Genomic DNA, 19,862 nt, shown 5'->3' on the forward strand with positions numbered 1-19,862 from the left:
TCTAAGTTTCTCGAATGTTGGAACAAATTAGTCCATCTTGAAAAAAATCGATAAATCAGCAAATAATGAGAAGACTTTAGATGATGTTATAATGATTTTTTCTGATTGGACAGAGGAACCTTCAGCTACTAAACTATTCTAGTAGGTAAATAATTGTAGTAAATTCAGCTACTAAACTATTCTAGTAGGTAAATAATTGTAGTAAAGCATTAAAAGAAGATATTTGCTTATACACCATGATTTATTAATGGTGTATTTTTTTTGCATGAGGGCAATATTAATCATTGATTAAATGAAATTAATAAGAGTAGGTTTGTCTGTTGGATCAAGCATTATTCTCAATAATAACATAGTAGATTTCGAAGGAGATGATCAATGAAAAGAATGAAATACGTAGTAGACAAATTCTCTAATTCCATCATTAGTTATTCGTAATAGTTGCGGATATTGAGAAAAAAGCTTATATCTCTAAATCAGGGAGTGTTCCTTCAGGGGAAAAATGGCTTGCAAACGCAAAAGGCAATCCAAGCATCCCAGCTAGTTGCGCACTGAAGCCGCTAGAGCCAAATAACCAAATCGGAATGTTTAAGCCATTTCCCGGTATAGCTTTTACATACATTTTTTCAGAAGCTAAAGCTGGATTAAAATACGCTGTTGTTCTGGAAACTCTTGACCATTACTTTGACGGACACGTCTTATAGCATATGCAGTACGTTGATCAGTACCAGGAGCTCGCCAAGTCCCAAATCAATTCGACCAGGAAACAAGGATTCGAGCGTTCCAAATTGTTCTGCAATAACTAATGGAGCATGGTTCGGGAGCATAATTCCTCCTGAACCTACATGAATCTTTGAAGTACCTGCTGCTGCATGTTCAATCATTACTGATGTAGCGGTACTAGCGATAAGGGGCATATTATGATGTTCAGCCAACCAAAACGATTATACCCTAAGTTCTCAACATGTCTTGCAAGATTAAGTGTATTTCTTAAAGATTGAGCAGGTTTTCCTCCAAGTACAATGGGAGAAAGATCAAGCATGAAAGGGAATATCTTTTATTCGTATCGAACGAATACTATTAGAGTCACTCAATAAATTCAACTTCTTTCTATAAAAAAACTTGATGTTACGGAGGATGGAAGGTTGTTACTCACACAATCCCTCCAAAACATAAAATACATTCTAACAGCTGTTTTTGTTGTTTCGAAATAAAACGATTTACTAAAATAAAGTTAGGCCTGACATAGATAACCATTAGTGAGTTTTTTAGTTGACATAGTTAACTGTAAATATTAAGATTACAGTAATCTTCTTGAGGAGGATGCGAAAAAAGTGAATAGTGATTTTACAATAGCTGTGCATAGTTTAATCTATTTAGCATATTTACCAGATCATATGGCCAGCAGTGAGTCTATCGCAGAAAACGTTTGTACAAACTCAGCTAGAATACGTAAAATGATGAGTTGCTTACGAATTAATGGATTTGTTAAGACAAAAGAAGGTGTGGGCGGCGGCTATATTCTTGACTGTAACCCTCAAGAGATAAGTTTGGCTGATATTTATATTGCAGTCTCACATGGAACCCTGAAACCAAATTGGTGTACAGGTGATCCGAAGAAAAAATGTGTTATATCGTCTAATACCCAGATGGTTATGGATGAAATTTTCGATGAAGCTGAATTATATTTTGAAAAATATTTAGAGAAAATTACCCTTAGCACTTTTTTGGAAAAAATTAAACAATGTCCTTGATATTGATTTAGTTTTTTCTTTTATGCTTACTGTATATTTTATTTTTACAGTTTAACTTTTAAATTGAACTGTGACTAAACATTTAAGGGGGGTATTTATAGAGATGGCCGATAAAATTCGATTTGAAAATGGGGATTGGGTACAGGGAAGGTCCAGAGAAGGAGAACTTATCCACGGCTTTGTTGAAATAGTTAACTCTAATCGAGAAATTGTAAAAGTGAATGTGGTGGAAAGTGACAATGAAAAAGCGGTTGGAAAATCGATTTGGATTCCAAGTAAATGGACTGAAAAGCTTCCCGATTTATCAATTAGTAACGAAGCTCATCTTTTAACATTAATTGATTTGGCCTTACTTTCAAAAGATGAGGCGTGGTTTATGGAATTGTCCGAAAAATTAGCATCTATTAAAAAACATCCAAAAATGAATACTAGAAAATCTGAGTTTCTTATCCCAGGAAATAGGATTGGAAATCTGGATGTAAATAGATAAAGTAATTAAAAATATAGATTGATATTTTAATGGATAATATTAGAGGGGGAAATGATTATGTCAATAATGCATGTAACAGATCAAATTTTTGCTAGTGAAATTAAAGAAGGTTTAGTGTTAGTTGATTTTTGGGCTCCTTGGTGCGGACCTTGTAAAATGATTGCGCCAGTGCTTAATGATATCGATGTTGAAATGGGTGATCAAGTTAAGATTGTTAAGCTTAATGTAGATGAAAATGCAGATACTACAAGAAAGTATGGAGTCATGGGTATTCCAGCACTTATTCTTTTCAAAGATGGAGAAATAGTGGATCAGGTAGTAGGCTATCAGCCTAAAGAAGCTTTAACAGAATTAATTGCAAAGCATGCATAATTTGATTCTGATATACAAGTTATTACCTGGATCTGTTCATTCCACTGCACAAGAAAAAAATATAGCCAATCTTAACCAATGCCTGTCACATGATGAGATAACATAATTAAAATGGAGGAATACAACTAATGAATTCTAAATTTACACCATTATTTGAATCGTTTAATTTAGGAAAAGAGGTACATTTAAAGAATCGATTGGTTATGGCACCAATGACAAACTTCTCTTCGAATCCTGACGGTACAGTTACCGATGCCGAAATTACCTATTATGAACGCAGGTCAAGCGGCGTGGGTATGGTTATTACAGCATGTACCTATGTCACGGCAAATGGTAAAGGATTTCATGGTGAATTTGGCGGTGATCGGGATGATTTGATTCCGAGCTTACGACGCTTAGCTTCAGCGATTAAAGCGAAAGGGGCAAAAGCAATTTTACAAATTTTCCATGGCGGCCGCGAGGTTCCACCTGAATTAGTACCAAATGGAGATGTTGTAAGTGCCAGTAATATTCCTTCACAAGGCGATGGTAAACCTGTTCCACGTCCACTATCTGAAACAGAAATTAAATCGATTATTACTGATTTTGGAGAAACCACTCGACGTGCTATTGAAGCAGGTTTTGATGGTGTCGAAATTCATGGTGCCAATGGATACTTACTTCAGCAATTCTTTTCACCGCATTCTAACCGTCGAGAAGACATGTGGGGTGGAAGTCTAGAAAAACGTCTAACTTTTCCAATAGCGGTTGTAGATGAAGTGAAAAAGGCAGTTGCTAAACATGCCAAAAAGCCGTTCATTGTAGGATATCGCTTTTCACCAGAGGAGCCAGAAACACCTGGAATCACTATGGATGATACACTGGTATTAATAGATGCCCTCGCAAAAAAAGATCTTGATTATCTTCATGTTTCATTAATGGATTTCTGGTCAACAGCTAGACGAGGAGCCGAGGCTAACCGTCCTCGAATAGAAATCATAAAAGATCGTGTAGGGGATCGAGTTCCTGTCATAGGTGTTGGTTCCATCTATACAGCAGATGATGCGATCAAAGCTCTTGAAGCAGGTGTTCCTTTAATCGCATTAGCCCGTGAACTCATTATTGATCCTGATTGGGTTCAAAAAGTGGAGCAAGGCAGAGAAACAGAAATCGTTACTAAAATAAACAAGAATAATCAGCAGCAACTTGATATTCCAGATCCATTATGGCAAGTGATTATCAATTCTCCAGGATGGTTTCCAGGTGTTGAATAAAGCATAGTGGTATACCGAGTTACCAATTCATATAGCTAAACAAAAAGGCTGTCGTAAATACACGACAGCCTTTTTGTTTAGCGGAAAACCAGATGAGAGTAGGGATTTTTTATACAGAAATTATCCCTAATACATTATTGAAATTGTACCAAAAAGTATAGTGTGGACAAAAAATTAGAATTAATATAAAAATAAGGATAACTCAAAACAAACAATATCTTCAGGCTGATGTTATAGCGGTAGGAAATAAATATAGGCTATACGATTACTAGGGAAGTTAGTTCTTATGAGTTATCTCATATTTGATTAATTGAAATTAAATCTCTCTTTAAAATGGAAATCTAATTCAAATAGATTGTTTTCATCTGTTAAATATTTATAATCGATATAGGTTTTTTCTTTCTTTGGCATTTCATCTACAAAAGGCGAGTAAGTACGGAAAAACATTTTGTTTTTCTTTTCATCGAATTCTACAAGTCTCAGCCAGCCATTTCCTCCTCGGTAATTTGCTTGATAATTGACTAGCATTTGAATGACATCGTTCCCCGCTGCGTTTTGTTTGACTTGGTGTGCTATCCCAAAATAATGTCCATTAACCGTCATAAACACTTGGTTGTAATCCTTTATAAGTTCATCCCAGATCAGTCGGCCGTTAGACGACTCAACGGCAACAGTTTTATTATTTTCAACCTCAGGATAAATAATATCATGAGAAACGATAATAGTCGGTTTATCTTTATGTTGATTTAAAACATCTTTTGACCATTGCAAGTCTTTTTGAAGATTTTTCATATCAACTATTAAGACTAAGTATTCATAGCTTCCTGCTTTAACAATTGCATAAGAGCCATATCCCGAATCAGAAGAGCCCTTATAGTATTTTTTATTCGCAAAACGTTGCGGTCCATAATATGTTAAGAATGGATCTCCGTCAGCATAGTCATGATTCCCTGCAGCCATCATATAAGGAATTTCTTTATTATCTATATAGGAAATGGCTCTAAGGGAATTCTGCCATTGCACTTTTGAATTACTATCGACAATGTCTCCAACAAATGTGTTCATTACAATATTGTTCTTCTTAGTGTTTTTTGCAATCCAATTCATTTGGCTATTAAATATCTCTGGATTCTGGCTAGAATATTTTTGCGTATCTGGGACAAATAGAAAATTATAATTATTTTTGTTTGTTAGAAATGGAATTCTATCGTTTGTTCCTTTGAATGGTTCGTCTTCTCGAGCATCTTGAACAAGCCATTCTTTTTCAGTCAAAGCCTCATTAGCAATTCGTATTTCTTGGATGTTACCTGCAAATAGTGCATCTAATTCATTTCCCCACTCAGATGCCCCGATATTCCAGCCTTTACCTTCTATAGTTGCAATGCCTACTACCTTTTCTGACTTTCCATAATCACTAATGCCATTTACAGTTAAAGTGGTCGTTTTACCGTCATTAACAACCGCCAAATGATACCATTCATCAGCATTTAAAGAACGAGACCAGTTTCCCACATTATAGTTTAGATTAGAGGGATGACTTGTCCATTGAATTTCTTTATCACTAGATATAGATAATGTAGTAAGGATTTCTTTCTCGCCTTCCACTTTATTAAGATCAGCAGCCTGCCCTTGTCTTGTTAAAATTCCCATCCAGCTATGTAAACGGTCTTCAAAATTATTTGGTAATTTAATTACAGCCTCGATTGTAAATCCTTTATCAAATTGCTCCTTATTAATAGGTGCTTCCTTTATTGTTTTGAAATATCTTCCTGAAGGGGCATTTTTGTAATTAGCGAATTGCAAGCTATCAACTTTTTCTTGATTATGATAATCTTCTTCAGACCATTTAATCATATTTTTTAATTCTGGCGAGGCTTGATCTCCAATCGTTACTAACTCTAAATCATTTCCTTGTTTACTTGCATCTTCAATAATTAAATTGCCTTTATCGATTGAACCGCTTTTCACATGTTGTTTCGAAAATTTCCAATCTGCCACGATATTACTTCGATCTTTTTCAGCAACAGAATTTGAGGCAGCTGCCGAATTAGCAAAACCAGGAACAATCATACAAAAAAGCGATAAACCAATAAATGCTTTTTTCATTCTCATAAAACATTCACCTCGTTAAATTTTTATAACATAATAAAGGATATCAATTATAGATTTATTCTTTCATGAAAATAAGTAAAGGTTTTGTAAAAAACAAAAGCTGGTTCAGAAGGCTCTGCTTTTTGCATCCATCTGTGATAGTCCACTTAGCTCTTTATAACTTATTAGATGGAATGAATAAAATAATGCATGATGAAAACTAAAGGATTAATAAAGACAGGTGATGAGAAGAAAGCCAAAGGAGACAAGGAATTATAAAGAAATATAGAGAAATTTAATATCAAATTTATTTGCAGCTTTGGAAGAAAAATATAAGAAGTCAAATTAGTATTTGATTTAATTTTTTATTATAAAATAAGTAAGTTTAATGGCTAAGATGCACCAAACTGCCATCTATCATTCAGGGATATAAATAAAAATAATTAGAAGCAAAAACAGGGAGCGGGTTATTCCCCCACTCCGTTTTCTTATAGTAAAGAATAAATAGTGCATAGCCTAGAAGTTCAATGAATTATGGATTTGCTGCTTAATTCCTATATCCTTACAATTTCTATACTCTTAATCGTTCAACTTCTTTAATGAAAAAAGGTATTCATTGTTATATAAATTTGCAAATCCTCTTAATCATAATTGCTAATATAATGTACAAAAAAAGCAAAATAACAATTGGTTATTTTTTCTGCTTCAGGTAACAAGCGTAATGTCGTATCTAAACGAATTGGTTTGCAACATTATTGATCCATTAAGAGAGGAAGTCGAGGGTAGTCCAATAGTACAGTTAGCGAATGACACTTTTCTAGAAATTATTGAAAAGATTGTGATACATAGTACACGTTCGAGAAAAAGAAGAATGGTTAAATACAAAAAGGCCATAGAGTAGTGTATTGCATAATCAATGAATGATCTGTTTGTAATCACTAAACAAATTAAATGAAGAGGAGGAGATGACTGGATGCAGCCATTCAAACCAGGAACGAAAGTTGAAATAAATGAAGCTTATTACAATCATTTAAAAGAAAAGTAAATCGTATATCTGTAAGTATCAACCCCTATTCCCCAGAAGGAAATTACGATTGTACTTTGGGTTGAAGTAGGAACTAATAGACAACACGTATTTTGTATAAAATCATTATCGCCAAAAGTATTTCAGATTGTTGATGTGAATCATTATGAATTTTGGAAATCCCTTTATAATCAATTATGTTGTTGATTTTACCGGTCTCATTTAATCTAGCTATACTTTGTGACCATTTACGGTAACAAAATTACTCTTAAACTATATACATTTTAACTAGTTAAAAAGAGCATCGAATATACGATGCTCTTTTATTTTTCCATCTAATACCTGTACTTATTAGGAAACATTTTATCGGTAAGGCTTTTCTGATGACAGTATCTTGTCGTTATCTTACCTTTACATTTACTTAAAACTTTAATAGAAGCTAAAATAAAAGGGCATCAAGTGAGTATTGGCCAGCTCCTGTAATCGCTACACCAATCGCAACGGCAAGGATTGCAAGATTATATTCATAGCCATTTTGAGTTGACCAGTAGCCATTTGCTCCGTGAACTTTAACGATAGCAACCAACATTGTAAGGGCAATTAAAATACCTGCGAGCGGTGTAAAAAGACCTAAAGCAAATAAAGCACCACCAATAAGCTCTGATAGACCAGCAAATAGAGCCATTGTAACTCCCGGCTTCATACCAATTGAATCAAACCAGCCGCCGGTGCCCTTTAAACCATAACCTCCAAACCAGCCAAATAATTTTTGTGCACCGTGTCCTACAAACGATAAACCAATTACTACCCGTATTACTAATAAACCTATACCAATCATATTTAATTCCTCCTGGTAATATTTTTAGATATCTTTAATTCGAGATATATATGAAAAAAATATTTACATTAATAAATAACGAATCTTTGGATATTATCTCGAATTAAATTATCTTTAATTAAAGATAATAGTTTATTACCTTTTTGTCAAACATAATTTTAGCGCGATAATATTATGTACTGAACTCAAGGGGCTATTTAGAAAAATCTTTTATCACACTTTTTTTGCTGTATTCGTTAACTAGTCATTATTAAATAAAACCATAAACTTGTTGTCCCAAATACTCGAAACAGGTTGTAGGAAGAATTGTTCAGGAACGATGAAAAAGAATAAAGGATAGTGGATAGAGGGGAGACTTTGTCAACCATTTTCAACTTGATGGTATTCTAGATCTTTCTTTAGAAGGGTTACTATAACAGCATCATGAAAAGCAATAGAAAAACAAAAAGCGTTATCAACAGTATCGAAGTAATTCAGACGGTTAATTAGTACAAAGCCAAGGTGTTTGATTAGAACTTCTTATAAGAATCAAAGAAAATTTAGATCACCAACTTTTAAGCCCTTTTCTAGTACTCGTTTACCTTGTTTAACGAGTGTGTCTGTAATTCCTATCATGATACCATTTGATCTGAGCATGGCATATATGAATCCACTGCAATCAAAATGACCTTTTTCAATATCTTCTGGTAATCGACCTGCACCACATATTCGAAAGGATCTTATTTAACAGGGAAAGTCCTAAATAAACCGGGTGAGCTATTATTTGAGCGAAATAGCAAGTCAGATACCGTTACACATTCATAGCCATTTTTATATAAATAATCCAAAGTTGTTTCTAGTGCTTTTACAGTTTGGGGACGATCGGTCCAATCATGCAAGAGAATGATGTCACCTGCTCGTAAGGATTTAATAATATGATTCGAAATTGTATTAGCTGCAGGTCTTTTCCAGTCTTGTGGGTCTTGGCTCCAGGACCAAAGGACAACTTTAAACCCTTTTTTAACAGCTGTATTAATGATTAAATCGTTATGAAAGCCTCCTACAGGACGATATAGAGAAGGTTTATATTTGGCAATTTCCCAAATCACTTTATCTGTTTGATCTAATTCAGAGGATAATAAAACAGCACTCATATTTTTGTCATAAATATGATTATAAGTGTGATTAGCAATTTCATGACCTTCTTTTACTTCTCTCTCTAAAATATCGGGATAACTTTTCACTTTATTACCAGAAACAAAAAACGTTGCTTTAGCATTATATTTGGCCAGTATATCAAGGATTTGAGGGGTGTATGAAGGATGAGGGCCATCATCAAAGGTTATTGCAACGATTTTCTCCTGGGTATTCCCTTCCCAAATAACATTTCCTGTTTTTTCGTAAACCTCCCGACTAGCGGTTGTAGCTTGAATGTAATTACAGTCGTAAAAGTAAAAAAGGATGAAAACTGAAAAAGCCAAAAATAAAGTTCTCAAAATAATGCCCTCCTGTACATGTATATACGACATAGTATATGGAGATTAATTTTTTTTATTAAATTGAGCAAATTACTTCTTGGAAAGAGAAATTAGGGGAAAACAACAATTGTCTCATGATTTCTGTACCCGAAAATTCATCCATCTTAGCTGGATCCCCAGTATTCTTATTGTGACAATCCTCGAATCGTCTTCCATTTTGATATAGAGACATGAAAGTATGTAATATCTTATAAAGAAAAAAATAGGCCTTAGCTTACAAAGCGGTTGCCTATTTTTTTATGTTAATGGTTATAGAAAATGTTACGTAAGTGATTATTTACTAAGTGGAAATTGGAAGGAGGAACACGAAAAAAAGGGGGAGAATGACTGGTAGCAAAAAGCATATAATGAAAGAAGTATTATTAATAAGAGATAAACTGGTAAGAAATTAAAGGGATAATTAAAAGTCTATACCAGTTTTATAAAAGAGCTCATTATACTTATTTAATAATTGATCAAGCTGCTGGCTATATTCTATCGCAACCTTAGAGTTTAAGCCGTCTTTAGCGACAATATTGATAAGCTCATTTCTCTTTAATTCAATCTGTTCGAGAAACTCATTTTTTTTCGCCATTTATATATCCTTCCTGTACCCAACTATTCTTAAGGTATCCTTTTATGAGCTAGTTGTAAATTTTGTATGAATATAACAATTATATAGGGTTGGTCTAATGAATTCAAATAAGTTACCCTAATGGTAAAAAACAACAGTGCAACCTAATTTTCGTTATTTGGTTTTTAAGTTTGTCATGAAATATTCACAGTTCCAAAAATGTATTTTTTTATCTTATTTGTTACAATGTTTATAGGTACTTACATAGGAGTGAGGGTTATTGAATGATATTAATATTTTCTTAGCTTTTGGAGCCGGTTTTTTGAGTTTTATATCTCCGTGCTGTTTACCGCTATACCCAGCCTTTTTATCTTATATCACTGGTATGAGTGTTGGTGAGATTAAATCAGAGAACGCCATGCTCCAAAGAAGGAGCATGTTGCATACTTTGTTCTTTCTACTAGGTTTTTCTTTGGTTTTTATTGCAATAGGGTTTAGCACTACATATCTAGGTTCTTTCTTCTCAAATTACAAGGAATTAATTCGTCAAATTGGTGCCATTTTAATTATCATTTTTGGGTTATTTATTGTGGGGGTCTTTCAACCAAAGTCCTTAATGAAAGATAGCCGTTTCGAGTTTAAAAACCGTCCTAGCGGATATATTGGTTCGATTTTGATTGGTCTTGCTTTTGCTGCTGGATGGACGCCTTGTGCAGGTCCTCTTTTGGGTGCTGTCATCACTTTAGGTGCAACCAACCCAGGCGCGGCCATGAGCTATATGACTGCTTATATTTTAGGATTTGCCATACCATTTTTCATTTTATCCTTCTTTGTCGGAAAATTGAAATGGATTAAAACATACAGCCAATATATTATGAAAATTGGCGGATATTTAATGATTCTAATGGGCGTAATTTTATTTTTTAATTGGATGACCAAAATAATTGCAGTCCTATCTAGACTATTCGGGGGATTTACTGGGTTTTAGTCCATGGATAAGTTAATTTTTAAAAATATTTTAATAGAATATTCTGTTGATAGTTCTTTATATCTGTTTTTTTGTGTTAATTTACTTATATTATCACATTAAATCATTTGATTTTAGGTCTTAAGTCATATACCCTATACTTATTATTGAAAATTATCATTACATTTCAATACGATTAGATTTCGCTTTCTGTTGTTTGAAATGAGGAGGAACGGCAATGGCCCGAATATTAGTAGTTGATGATGCTAAGTTTATGAGAATGACACTTTCGAAAATATTATCAAAAGCAGAACATGAAGTAATTGGTGAAGGCGAGAACGGGAAAGAGGCAATAGAATTATTTCGTAAACTAAATCCCGATCTTGTTACAATGGATATAACAATGCCAATCATGAGCGGGCTAGATGCGGTTAAAGAAATTAAGAAAGATTTTCCTTACGCAAAGGTTATAATGTGTTCAGCGATGGGACAACAAAAAATGGTTGTCGAAGCTATTGAGGCAGGGGCAAAGGACTTTATTGTAAAGCCGTTTGACGAATGCCGAGTAGTAGATGCTATCAATAGGGTGCTTGATTAAAACACTCTCCTTGTTTATCTGATTTAGGTAATATATACTTTGTTTAATAATTGAAGTGATATATAATTTTTCATGGTACTTACCTATTTTAGCTAAAAGGATGATAAAAATGACGATATATATATCTACAGGTATAGCGATTGTGATGGCTATGGGTGTTTTCATGTTTCGAATGAAGGAAACAAAAAAACCAGTGAATGAAAAAAAAATCATATTACCCCCACTCTTTATGAGTACGGGTGCTTTGATGTTTCTTTTCCCAATGTTTAGGGTCACTAGATACGAATTTCTAGAAGCTCTTGTAGCAGGGATGGTATTTTCTATCCTCTTAATTAAAACATCCAAATTCGAAGTTCGAAATGAACAAATTTATATTCAGAGGTCTAAAGCATTTATATTCATTTTAGTCGGACTAATGGTGATACGACTTGTTGCAAAGCTTATACTGGGAAGTACAATTGAAGTTGGCGTGCTTGGTGGAATGTTTTTCCTTCTTGCTTTTGCGATGATTGTTCCATGGCGAATAGCGATGCTATACCAATACAAAAAAGTCAAAGCGGCCTACTTAAGCGAAAGTAATATGGTGTAAGTTTTAATTAAACTAAATATAATAAAAAACAACACCTGCCATTTGGAGTGACCCCTGTCAAATAGACAGAAATAAAAAAGACCAATTAAGCAGCCTGAGTTCTATATTGATATGGACTCAGGTTGTTTAATTTTTTCTGGAAGCGATGATGGTTATAGAATCGAATATACATACTTACAGCACCTCTAACCTCTTCAGAGGTTCGGAAGGAGTTCATATAGAAACACTCCGATTTAAAGTGGCTGAAGAAATTCTCCATACAAGCGTTATCCCAGCAGTTTCCCTTTCTTGACATACTGGATTGCATCTTATATTTTTTCAATAGGTTATTATATTNCGTTACTGCCTCCATTCCCCCTTTTACATCTTTAAGAGCTTTTTTAGCATTTCGTTCTCCGCCTCTAAACGTCTGATTTTTTCTTCAGGATCCTCCGGAGCTGTTCTTGGTCTGCCCTTACCAAGACCCTTCGCTTTCCCTCGTTTCTCTTCCAAACCCAGTATGCCTTCATCTTCAAAGTACTTAACCCAGCGGCGGACTTGATTTTTATCAATTTCTAATTTATCAGCGACCGATTGATAACTCATATCTCCATTAAGGTATAAATCAACGGCCTGCTTTTTGAATGCTTTATCAAACGTTCTTTTAATATTACCCATAGAAAAATCCCCTCCATATATAGACAGATTAGTGTGCTTTCTTTTTTCTGTCTACTAAAAGGGGATCATATCAATTATGTCGGGTGTTGTTTTTGTACAATGGATCCGAAAAAGGGAATTAATTCAAAGAAACATGTCAGGTTTTCCTGTGCACGTTTTTTTTGATATTTTCAAGGCTGAATCGTTGGCGTGGGACGCCTGAGGTGATAACATAACTTTAACCACAAATAAAGGAGATGTTTAGTAAGATGGTAGATGAAGTCATTTTGGACGATGTATCACTGCATGTTACTGATTTTCATGCAGAAGTTATAAAAGATTCTGAAGGTAGAGAATTCAGAAAAGTCAGTTTTAATTTCGAGGTAACTAATAGTGAATATCATGATATAACAACACTGCTATATCAAATGGTATTTGATATAAAGATCCCTCAGTCAAACGAGGAATTTCGCGGAGAGATTTTTAACTATGCTACTTCGGTTACGAATCTTTATGAAGAAAATGCTGTGGGAGATTTTTCACTAGTCTTATTGGAAGTAAACGAACAAGAATGATTCTATTGCCAGCCTTGTAAAGATATGGGTTACTGTCTATAATACATAGTAACAATTATTCTATACATATGAGGTGGTTCTTTGCTTGGAGGCTGGTTTTTATGGTTTATTCTATTTTGGGTAGCCCTATTAATAATCTTGATGAGCATCGGTGGTTTTTTCATGTTTCGGAAATTCTTAAAAAGGTTTCCTAAAGAGGATGGAAAATCCGATATGGATTGGGAAGAATATTATTTGGACCAAACAAAGCACTTATGGTCAAAGCAGCAAAAGGATTTACTTGAAGATTTAGTGAGCCCTGTACCAGAACTTTTTCGTGATGTTGCACGACATAAAATTGCTGGTAAAATCGGTGAATTGGCGTTAAAGGAAAAAGCGGGAGATATTACAGAAGATTTAGTAATACGTGGCTATATCATTGCCACGCCCAAACGTGATCATAAATTTTTACAAAAAAAATTAGCTGAACGAAAAGTAAATATGAGTCCATATGAACATTTATTTAGCTGATATTAAGGAGAAGGTAGACTCTTTAGAGTGTGCCTTTTTTTTGTTTGAAAAAAGATGTGCTTCAAATCATGGTAAAAATTAGAACGTTTGTACCCAATCCATGCTATCCTTTCAAATTTTGATATAATAATAGTAAGTAAAAATGAGGACGGAGTGAAACTATGAAATTTATCCATACGGCTGATTGGCATTTAGGGAAAATTGTTCACGGGGTACATATGACAGAAGATCAAAGACATGCACTCCTGCAATTTATTGAAATAGTAGAAGAAGAGAAACCGGATGCAGTTGTGATTGCCGGTGATTTATATGATCGTTCTGTTCCACCGACGGAAGCGGTAGAGCTTCTTGATGAAATTCTTTATACCATTAATGTGAAAATGAATACACCGATCGTTGCGATATCGGGAAATCATGATTCGGCGGAGAGGCTGTCATTCGGTTCATCATGGTATCGTCATAGCCAGCTATACATTCATGGGAAATTGACAAAAACATGTGAACCGGTCCGTATTAAGGGCGTGAATTTTTATTGTGTCCCATATGCAGAACCTGGTACCGTTCGCCATCTTTTTGAAGATGAAAGTATTCATTCTCATCAAGAAGCAATGAAACGGATAACTGGAACTATTGCGGAAACATTCAATCCGAATGAACCAAATGTTTTCGTTGGACATGCCTTTGTATTAGGTGGTAAAACGAGCGATTCAGAACGTGTTTTGTCAGTAGGCGGTTCTGGGTGTGTTTCATCTGATTTATTTGATGCGTTCGACTATACGGCACTTGGACATTTACATAGCCCAGATGCGATACGCCATCCAAAGGTATATTACTCCGGCTCACTATTGAAGTACTCTTTTTCTGAGGCCAAGCAAAATAAGTCGTTATCCATTGTCGAGATGAAAGAAGATGGCAGTTTCGATATGCGATATCGATCTTTGATGCCTATGCTTGATATGAGGGAACTGGCAGGCACAATGGAAGAGTTACTTGACCCTGCTTTTTATCAATCACAAAAAATAGATGACTATTTAAAAATAACACTAAATGATGAGGGATCACTCATCGATCCGATTAATCGCTTACGCCAGGTCTACCCGAACGTACTTCACCTAGAGCGGAAATGGGATTTGGCTGACCTGAGAAGAAAAAAATCCTTTTCTTCTGTAAAGGATGAACGAAAGTCCGAATTGGATTTGTTTGAAACGTTTTACCAAGAGATGACAGATCGAGACTTTGATTCTCAAAAGCAAGATTTGATGGTTTCGGTAATTGAAGCTGTGAAGAAAGAGGAGGCTTTAAAATGAGACCTCATATTTTAACGATGCAGGCATTCGGCCCATATGCCGGAAGAGAAACTATTGATTTTAATACCCTAGGAGAAAGAACTATGTTTGTCATTTCTGGAAAGACGGGTGCAGGGAAAACAACGATTTTTGACGGGATTAGCTTTGCGATATATGGAAAAGCAAGTGGTGAAGATCGAAGTGGGCAAGATTTACGAAGTCAATTTGCCGAAGATGATATGTTGACGGAAGTCTCGCTACAATTTACACTGCGTGGAAAAACATATTTGGTAACTCGTTCACCACAACAGGAACGAAAGAAGAAATCGGGCGATGGCACGACGACAGTTGGTGCGAAAGCTGAATTATATGAGCTGTTGCCAGAAGGAAAAAAACTGCTAGGTGCCAATGTACGCGAGGTTGAAGAGAAAATCAAATTACTTATTGGACTTGATGCCAATCAGTTTCGGCAAATTCTGATGATTCCTCAGAATGAATTTAGAAAACTGTTAACATCCGACAGTAAGGATAAAGAACAGATACTTCAGAAATTATTTCATACCGAACTTTATAAACGAATAGAAGAAAAATTAAAAGAAGAAGCTTCAATTCTTAAAAAGAAAAGTGAAAGAAGTGCACAGCGGCGAATTGAATTAATGAAAGGAATCAAGCCGGGTAATCATGAAGGACTGCAGGAACATTTGGAGGCAGAAGAGCCAAATGAACAACAGATTTTGCCGCTCTTACATTCTGTTATTTCGGCAGCAACAGAAAGAAGTCAGTATGTTAGCAAGCAAATACAGGAAAAGCAAGAAGCTCGAGATCAAGTTAACCAAGAGCTTTCAAAAGCGGTGGATTTGTTAAATAGGTTTACTGAAAAAGAAAGGCTGAGAAGGGAAAAAGAGATCCTTGAAGCGAAAAAACCTGAAATAGATGAAGTAAAAGAACAAATTAAAATGGCGCACAAAGCGGCTTCTCTAGAAAAGCAAGAGCAATATTATTTGCGAATTGGTAAACAAGTACAAGATGTAACTACAGAACTTCAAAAATTAAGTGAGCAGGAAGAGAAGTTAATGGATGAGCGGATTAAGAAACAAGATTCCTATGAACAGGAATTATTGAAGGAAGACGAAAGGGAACGGGCGGTTCGAAATGTGCATCAACTTGAGCAGGTAAAAGATGCTGTGATGACATATGCGAGTTTAAAAGCGCAAGTTCTTTTAGATGAAAAAGAGTGGCAGACTAGTAAGCAGCTTCGTGAAAAAAATGTATCAGAGCATAGTGCAATTGAAGCGGAAGCAGAAAAAGTTGGTCTTGAAAAATCAGAAGCGGAAAATGCAGCCTTTCTTTATAGTGATATGGAAAGAGAAGTCGAAAAAAATCAGCATTTGTTATTAGAAATGAAAAAGCTTCAAGATGTTCTTTCAGAATCACAGGGCACAAAGCGGGTGTTAGATGAAAAGAATAACCGGTACCAAGAGCTTCTTAAAATTCAGCTTCAGGAAAAGGAAAAACTAGAGGCTCTTAATGAAAAGTGGCGCGCTGGTCAAGCAGGGATGCTAGCGTCCATGTTGCACACTGGTGAAAATTGTCCTGTGTGCGGATCGGTGAGTCATCCTAAACCCGCCAAAATGCATGATGAGATGCCAGCGGATATGGAATTAAAACAGCAGGAAAACAATCTGAAGTCTGCAGATCAACAAAAAAGTCAAGCTGAAAGTGAATATTATCAAGCGGAATCTAAGTTCAATGCACTAATAGAGTCCTCTCAAGAAAAATTGGCTGACTTACAACAGGGTTTGCCACAGCTTTCTTTAGATCAAATTGATGCTTACTTGAATCAGTTCGAGCAAAAAGGAAAAGAGCTGCAAGAAAAGTTACGGATATTGAGGCTTAAGAAGGCCGCGTTTAGTGAATTGGAAAGAAGGTTGCTTGAATTAAAAGAGAAAGCAGTCCACCTAAAAGCGAATAGAATATCTTTAGAAGAAGTAGAAGATCAAGTCAAAACCAGGTATATTGAAAATTCTACAAAGCTTAAAGGATTAACCGATTCTATGCCAGAAGGAATCAGGACTGAGGAAGAATATAATGCAGCATATCAAGCGGCCGTCAAAACGCAGAAACGTTTACAAATTGCATTAGAAGAAGCACGAAAAAATCTTCAAATGGTTAAAGAAAAAGAGTCGGGCATCAATGCGAAAAAAGAATCACTAACTGGAAATATAAAAGCCTTAAATCGTGAATTAACAGAGGAACGGGAAAAGTTGATTACGGATATGACCAAACAAGGATTTGCCAATTATAAAGAATATACAACAGCCAAAAAGTCAGAATCGGCTCTCGAATATATAGAGAGTCAAGTTCTGCAATACAATCAAAGTTGGCAAAGCGTTCTAAGTCTATTTCATGATTTGGAAATGAAATTAAAAGATGTGGTCAAGCCGGACCTTGAAGGGTTGAAAAAGACTTTTGAATTCATAGATCGTGAATTGGAATTGTTACGCAGAAATCAGAATGAATTACTGGCTGACAAGCAAATAAACGAAGAAATTGAACGAAAACTGGAGCTAATTAGGGAAGAGCAGAAAAGTCTAGATGAAAGGTACAGTATCGTTGGTCATCTGTCCGAGATTTCTAAAGGTCAAAACTCCTTCCGTATTACTTTTGAACGGTATGTATTGGCGGCCTTTTTAGATGATATCCTAAAAGAAGCCAATCTAAGATTGTTGAAGATGACTAGCGGTCGTTATCAGCTTTTACGGAAACTGGACCCAACGCGAAGGAATATTCAAAGCGGTCTGGAGTTATCTGTATATGATCAATATACGGGCCAGGAACGGCATGTCAAAACGCTTTCAGGAGGCGAAAGCTTTAAGGCGTCGCTTGCACTTGCTCTAGGGCTTGCTGATGTTGTCCAGCAGAATGCAGGTGGCATATCACTTGAGACCATGTTCATTGATGAAGGTTTCGGTACGCTTGACCCTGAATCACTCGACCATGCGATTGAAGCATTAATGGATATACAGAGCACCGGAAGATTGGTTGGCATAATTTCTCACGTTCCAGAATTAAAGGAACGAATCGATGCCCAGCTTCAAGTCATTTCTACACAAAAAGGAAGTCGAACTTCATTTTACTTTGCGGGCTAATCAAGATAAAAAAAGAATGGCTAAGGAAGCAGGCAGCTTCCTTAGCCATTCTTTTTATTATGAAGAAAGAAAACTACTCAATATTAATATCGTCAGCTGTTTTTCCGGGGGAAAACTTATGGATGCGAATCACCAATAACGGATTTGAAAATTCCGCGGTAATCCTACGTGAGCAAATTGAAAAGGGGAAGGGGATTTTCCTCTGTGTGGGTAATGTATCCGCTTTATTTTCAAGAAAGGGTTTATGATTATCGTCAACGATGATCGATAACTCATTATCACTTAGGCATACTTTAATATCTTTAACATCATGATTTTCTAAAACCGCTTCCACCATATACTCATCTTCACTTTCGTATATATCAATTGAAAATAGTTGATGATCCAACGCACTTGTTTCCGGGTCCAGAAAAAACTTTTTCACCCATTCATCAAACTTTTCAACCTCATTCATTTGCGATCCATGTAAATTGTCTTGCATGTTGATACCCCCGGTTTTTCCTTTGTATATATTATATGTTTGAAGTATGAAGAATGGTGATTGAAAAAAATAAAAAGTTATGACATAAAGTTCACAATCTGAAAACGATTTAAACTATAAATATATCCTGTTGGTCTGTTGTTAGAGGACAACCTAGTGTCAGTCTAAAAGGGGGAACTTTAGAGAGATGCGAAGTAACAATCAGGTAAAATGAAATAAAAAGCATACCAATGAAATTAGACTACTTCAGTCTCAAGAAAACAGAGATAAAGTAGCCTGAAATAATTTTTTTGTATTTTTTCTTTATACTCCTCGATTACTTACTTCTTTAAATAAAATACCATGATTTAGAAAGAACGATTCATTGCCTTCGTATGTTCAGACCCGTTATATCCCAATTTTGCAGACATGCTTTGACTCGTTTCCAACACATTTTTAACGAGGATATTGAGTCTTTCAGGTGTCAAATTAAAACTTACAAAACCAATACTTATGGCACCTGACACTTCTCCAAAAAAATTCAAAATTGGGGCAGCGACGGAAGACGTCCCTTCAGTTCTTTCACTGTGACTAATCCCATATCCTTTGGAATTCATATCCTTTAAAACTTCTAAAAACTCTATTTTTTCCTTTTCAGGTAAAAGGGTATCAATAACTTTTTTTGCCTGTTTTTCTGGCATGTAGGCAAGCATCACCTTATTGGCAGCACCGACATGAAAGGGTATCCGTGAACCAAGTTGATCATAGACTCGAATAGGATTTCTTTCACTATCAATCCGTTCAATAATAAGGGATTCCAATCCCATCGGACGGTAAAGAAATACGCTTTCCTCTACTTTATGCATAAGCCTTTCTAATTCTGGCCTTATTATACTAATATAATCCAATGTGTCATACATTTTTAGGCCATATTCCATCCAAATATCTCCTAATCCGTATCGTTTAGATTGCTCATCCTGCTTAATTAAACCGTGCTTACTCATGGCTTTTAATACACGATGAATGGAACCAATCGGAAGATCACATTCCTGAGAGAGTTCTGTAATAGATAAACCGTTTTCTGATGATTTAGATACCAGCATTTTAACTACATTCATAGCCCTATCAATTGTTTGCATGTATATACCACCATTCTTTAAGGGATGATTTCAGAAAATTCTTAATATATTGACATTATACCAT

General features: G+C 35.3%; 20 protein-coding genes and 1 pseudogene. 11 read left to right on the plus strand and 10 right to left on the minus strand.

Going from position 1 to position 19,862, the window contains the following annotated elements; translation table 11 throughout:
• Nucleotides 1–463: 463 nt before the first annotated feature.
• Nucleotides 464–1,091, minus strand: a pseudogene (locus AKG34_RS07550) (MsnO8 family LLM class oxidoreductase); the annotation flags it as partial.
• A gap of 240 nt (nucleotides 1,092–1,331) precedes the next feature.
• Here AKG34_RS07550 and AKG34_RS07555 point away from each other — a divergent pair.
• The 4 genes from AKG34_RS07555 (at nucleotide 1,332) to AKG34_RS07570 (ending at nucleotide 3,866) form a co-directional block, all read left to right on the plus strand.
• Nucleotides 1,332–1,751, plus strand: a complete 420-nt coding sequence (locus AKG34_RS07555) for an RrF2 family transcriptional regulator (protein WP_053345519.1) — start codon at nucleotides 1,332–1,334, stop codon at nucleotides 1,749–1,751.
• Between the two features lie 103 nt (nucleotides 1,752–1,854).
• The gene (locus AKG34_RS07560) at nucleotides 1,855–2,241 is read left to right on the plus strand and encodes an IDEAL domain-containing protein (protein WP_053345520.1); all 387 of its coding nucleotides are present in this window, start codon (nucleotides 1,855–1,857) and stop codon (nucleotides 2,239–2,241) included.
• 57 nt (nucleotides 2,242–2,298) lie between these two features.
• Nucleotides 2,299–2,613 (plus strand): thioredoxin, encoded by a 315-nt coding sequence (gene trxA / locus AKG34_RS07565; RefSeq protein ID WP_053345521.1) that lies wholly within the window; start codon nucleotides 2,299–2,301, stop codon nucleotides 2,611–2,613.
• 128 nt (nucleotides 2,614–2,741) lie between these two features.
• On the plus strand, nucleotides 2,742–3,866 hold the full coding sequence (locus tag AKG34_RS07570; protein ID WP_053345522.1) for an NADH-dependent flavin oxidoreductase: 1,125 nt from the start codon (nucleotides 2,742–2,744) through the stop codon (nucleotides 3,864–3,866).
• Nucleotides 3,867–4,172: 306 nt separating this feature from the next.
• Here the strand turns inward: AKG34_RS07570 and AKG34_RS07575 are convergent, their stop codons facing one another.
• The 5 genes from AKG34_RS07575 to AKG34_RS26665 form a co-directional block, all read right to left on the minus strand.
• The gene (locus AKG34_RS07575) at nucleotides 4,173–5,978 is read right to left on the minus strand and encodes a laminin G domain-containing metallophosphoesterase family protein (RefSeq protein ID WP_236694883.1); all 1,806 of its coding nucleotides are present in this window, start codon (nucleotides 5,976–5,978) and stop codon (nucleotides 4,173–4,175) included.
• Between the two features lie 1,442 nt (nucleotides 5,979–7,420).
• Nucleotides 7,421–7,819 carry a DoxX family protein gene (locus AKG34_RS07585; protein ID WP_053345524.1) on the minus strand — a complete coding sequence of 133 codons (399 nt, stop codon included), beginning with the start codon at nucleotides 7,817–7,819 and terminating at the stop codon, nucleotides 7,421–7,423.
• Nucleotides 7,820–8,347: 528 nt separating this feature from the next.
• On the minus strand, nucleotides 8,348–8,542 hold the full coding sequence (locus tag AKG34_RS29585) for an NlpC/P60 family protein (RefSeq protein WP_407946279.1): 195 nt from the start codon (nucleotides 8,540–8,542) through the stop codon (nucleotides 8,348–8,350).
• The gene (locus tag AKG34_RS07590; RefSeq protein ID WP_377443964.1) at nucleotides 8,539–9,279 is read right to left on the minus strand and encodes a polysaccharide deacetylase family protein; all 741 of its coding nucleotides are present in this window, start codon (nucleotides 9,277–9,279) and stop codon (nucleotides 8,539–8,541) included. Before AKG34_RS07590 ends, AKG34_RS29585 begins: the two co-directional genes overlap by 4 nt.
• A 457-nt stretch (nucleotides 9,280–9,736) precedes the next feature.
• Nucleotides 9,737–9,910 carry an aspartyl-phosphate phosphatase Spo0E family protein gene (locus tag AKG34_RS26665; RefSeq protein WP_082527497.1) on the minus strand — a complete coding sequence of 58 codons (174 nt, stop codon included), beginning with the start codon at nucleotides 9,908–9,910 and terminating at the stop codon, nucleotides 9,737–9,739.
• Nucleotides 9,911–10,169: 259 nt separating this feature from the next.
• Here AKG34_RS26665 and AKG34_RS07595 point away from each other — a divergent pair, with 259 nt between their 5' ends.
• From AKG34_RS07595 to AKG34_RS07605, 3 genes are all read left to right on the plus strand, one after another.
• Nucleotides 10,170–10,877 (plus strand): cytochrome c biogenesis protein CcdA, encoded by a 708-nt coding sequence (locus AKG34_RS07595; protein WP_053345525.1) that lies wholly within the window; start codon nucleotides 10,170–10,172, stop codon nucleotides 10,875–10,877.
• A 217-nt stretch (nucleotides 10,878–11,094) separates the two neighbouring features.
• Nucleotides 11,095–11,454, plus strand: a complete 360-nt coding sequence (locus tag AKG34_RS07600) for a response regulator (RefSeq protein ID WP_053345526.1) — start codon at nucleotides 11,095–11,097, stop codon at nucleotides 11,452–11,454.
• Nucleotides 11,455–11,563: 109 nt separating this feature from the next.
• Nucleotides 11,564–12,043, plus strand: coding sequence for a CcdC family protein (locus tag AKG34_RS07605; RefSeq protein WP_053345527.1), 480 nt, complete (start codon nucleotides 11,564–11,566; stop codon nucleotides 12,041–12,043).
• A gap of 85 nt (nucleotides 12,044–12,128) precedes the next feature.
• Here the strand turns inward: AKG34_RS07605 and AKG34_RS26670 are convergent, their stop codons facing one another.
• Complete coding sequence (locus AKG34_RS26670; RefSeq protein WP_407946280.1) at nucleotides 12,129–12,350, minus strand: IS3 family transposase; 222 nt, start codon at nucleotides 12,348–12,350, stop codon at nucleotides 12,129–12,131.
• 53 nt (nucleotides 12,351–12,403) lie between these two features.
• Nucleotides 12,404–12,700 (minus strand): transposase, encoded by a 297-nt coding sequence (locus AKG34_RS07610; RefSeq protein WP_053345528.1) that lies wholly within the window; start codon nucleotides 12,698–12,700, stop codon nucleotides 12,404–12,406.
• Between the two features lie 248 nt (nucleotides 12,701–12,948).
• On the opposite strand from AKG34_RS07610, the gene AKG34_RS07615 reads away from it, so the two are divergent.
• The 4 genes from AKG34_RS07615 to AKG34_RS07630 all read left to right on the plus strand — a co-directional run bounded on the left by AKG34_RS07615 (nucleotide 12,949) and on the right by AKG34_RS07630 (nucleotide 18,199).
• Nucleotides 12,949–13,254 carry a DUF3219 family protein gene (locus AKG34_RS07615; protein WP_053345529.1) on the plus strand — a complete coding sequence of 102 codons (306 nt, stop codon included), beginning with the start codon at nucleotides 12,949–12,951 and terminating at the stop codon, nucleotides 13,252–13,254.
• An 81-nt stretch (nucleotides 13,255–13,335) separates the two neighbouring features.
• A complete protein-coding gene (locus AKG34_RS07620) occupies nucleotides 13,336–13,764 on the plus strand; it encodes a DUF2621 domain-containing protein (RefSeq protein ID WP_053345530.1) in 429 nt (142 codons plus the stop codon).
• Nucleotides 13,765–13,925: 161 nt separating this feature from the next.
• Nucleotides 13,926–15,071: an exonuclease SbcCD subunit D gene (locus tag AKG34_RS07625; protein WP_053345531.1), complete on the plus strand. Its 1,146-nt coding sequence runs from the start codon at nucleotides 13,926–13,928 to the stop codon at nucleotides 15,069–15,071.
• A complete protein-coding gene (locus AKG34_RS07630; RefSeq protein WP_053345532.1) occupies nucleotides 15,068–18,199 on the plus strand; it encodes an AAA family ATPase in 3,132 nt (1,043 codons plus the stop codon). Before AKG34_RS07625 ends, AKG34_RS07630 begins: the two co-directional genes overlap by 4 nt.
• Before the next feature lie 73 nt (nucleotides 18,200–18,272).
• On the opposite strand, the gene AKG34_RS07635 is transcribed toward AKG34_RS07630, so the two are convergent.
• Nucleotides 18,273–18,680, minus strand: a complete 408-nt coding sequence (locus tag AKG34_RS07635) for an Hsp20/alpha crystallin family protein (RefSeq protein ID WP_053345533.1) — start codon at nucleotides 18,678–18,680, stop codon at nucleotides 18,273–18,275.
• Between the two features lie 347 nt (nucleotides 18,681–19,027).
• Entirely contained in the window at nucleotides 19,028–19,798 is a 771-nt protein-coding gene (locus AKG34_RS07640) for an IclR family transcriptional regulator (RefSeq protein ID WP_053345534.1), read from the minus strand.
• Between the last annotated feature and the right edge of the window lie 64 nt (nucleotides 19,799–19,862).

The organism is Peribacillus butanolivorans, assembly GCF_001273755.1.
Taxonomy (GTDB): Bacteria; Bacillota; Bacilli; order Bacillales; family DSM-1321; genus Peribacillus; species Peribacillus butanolivorans.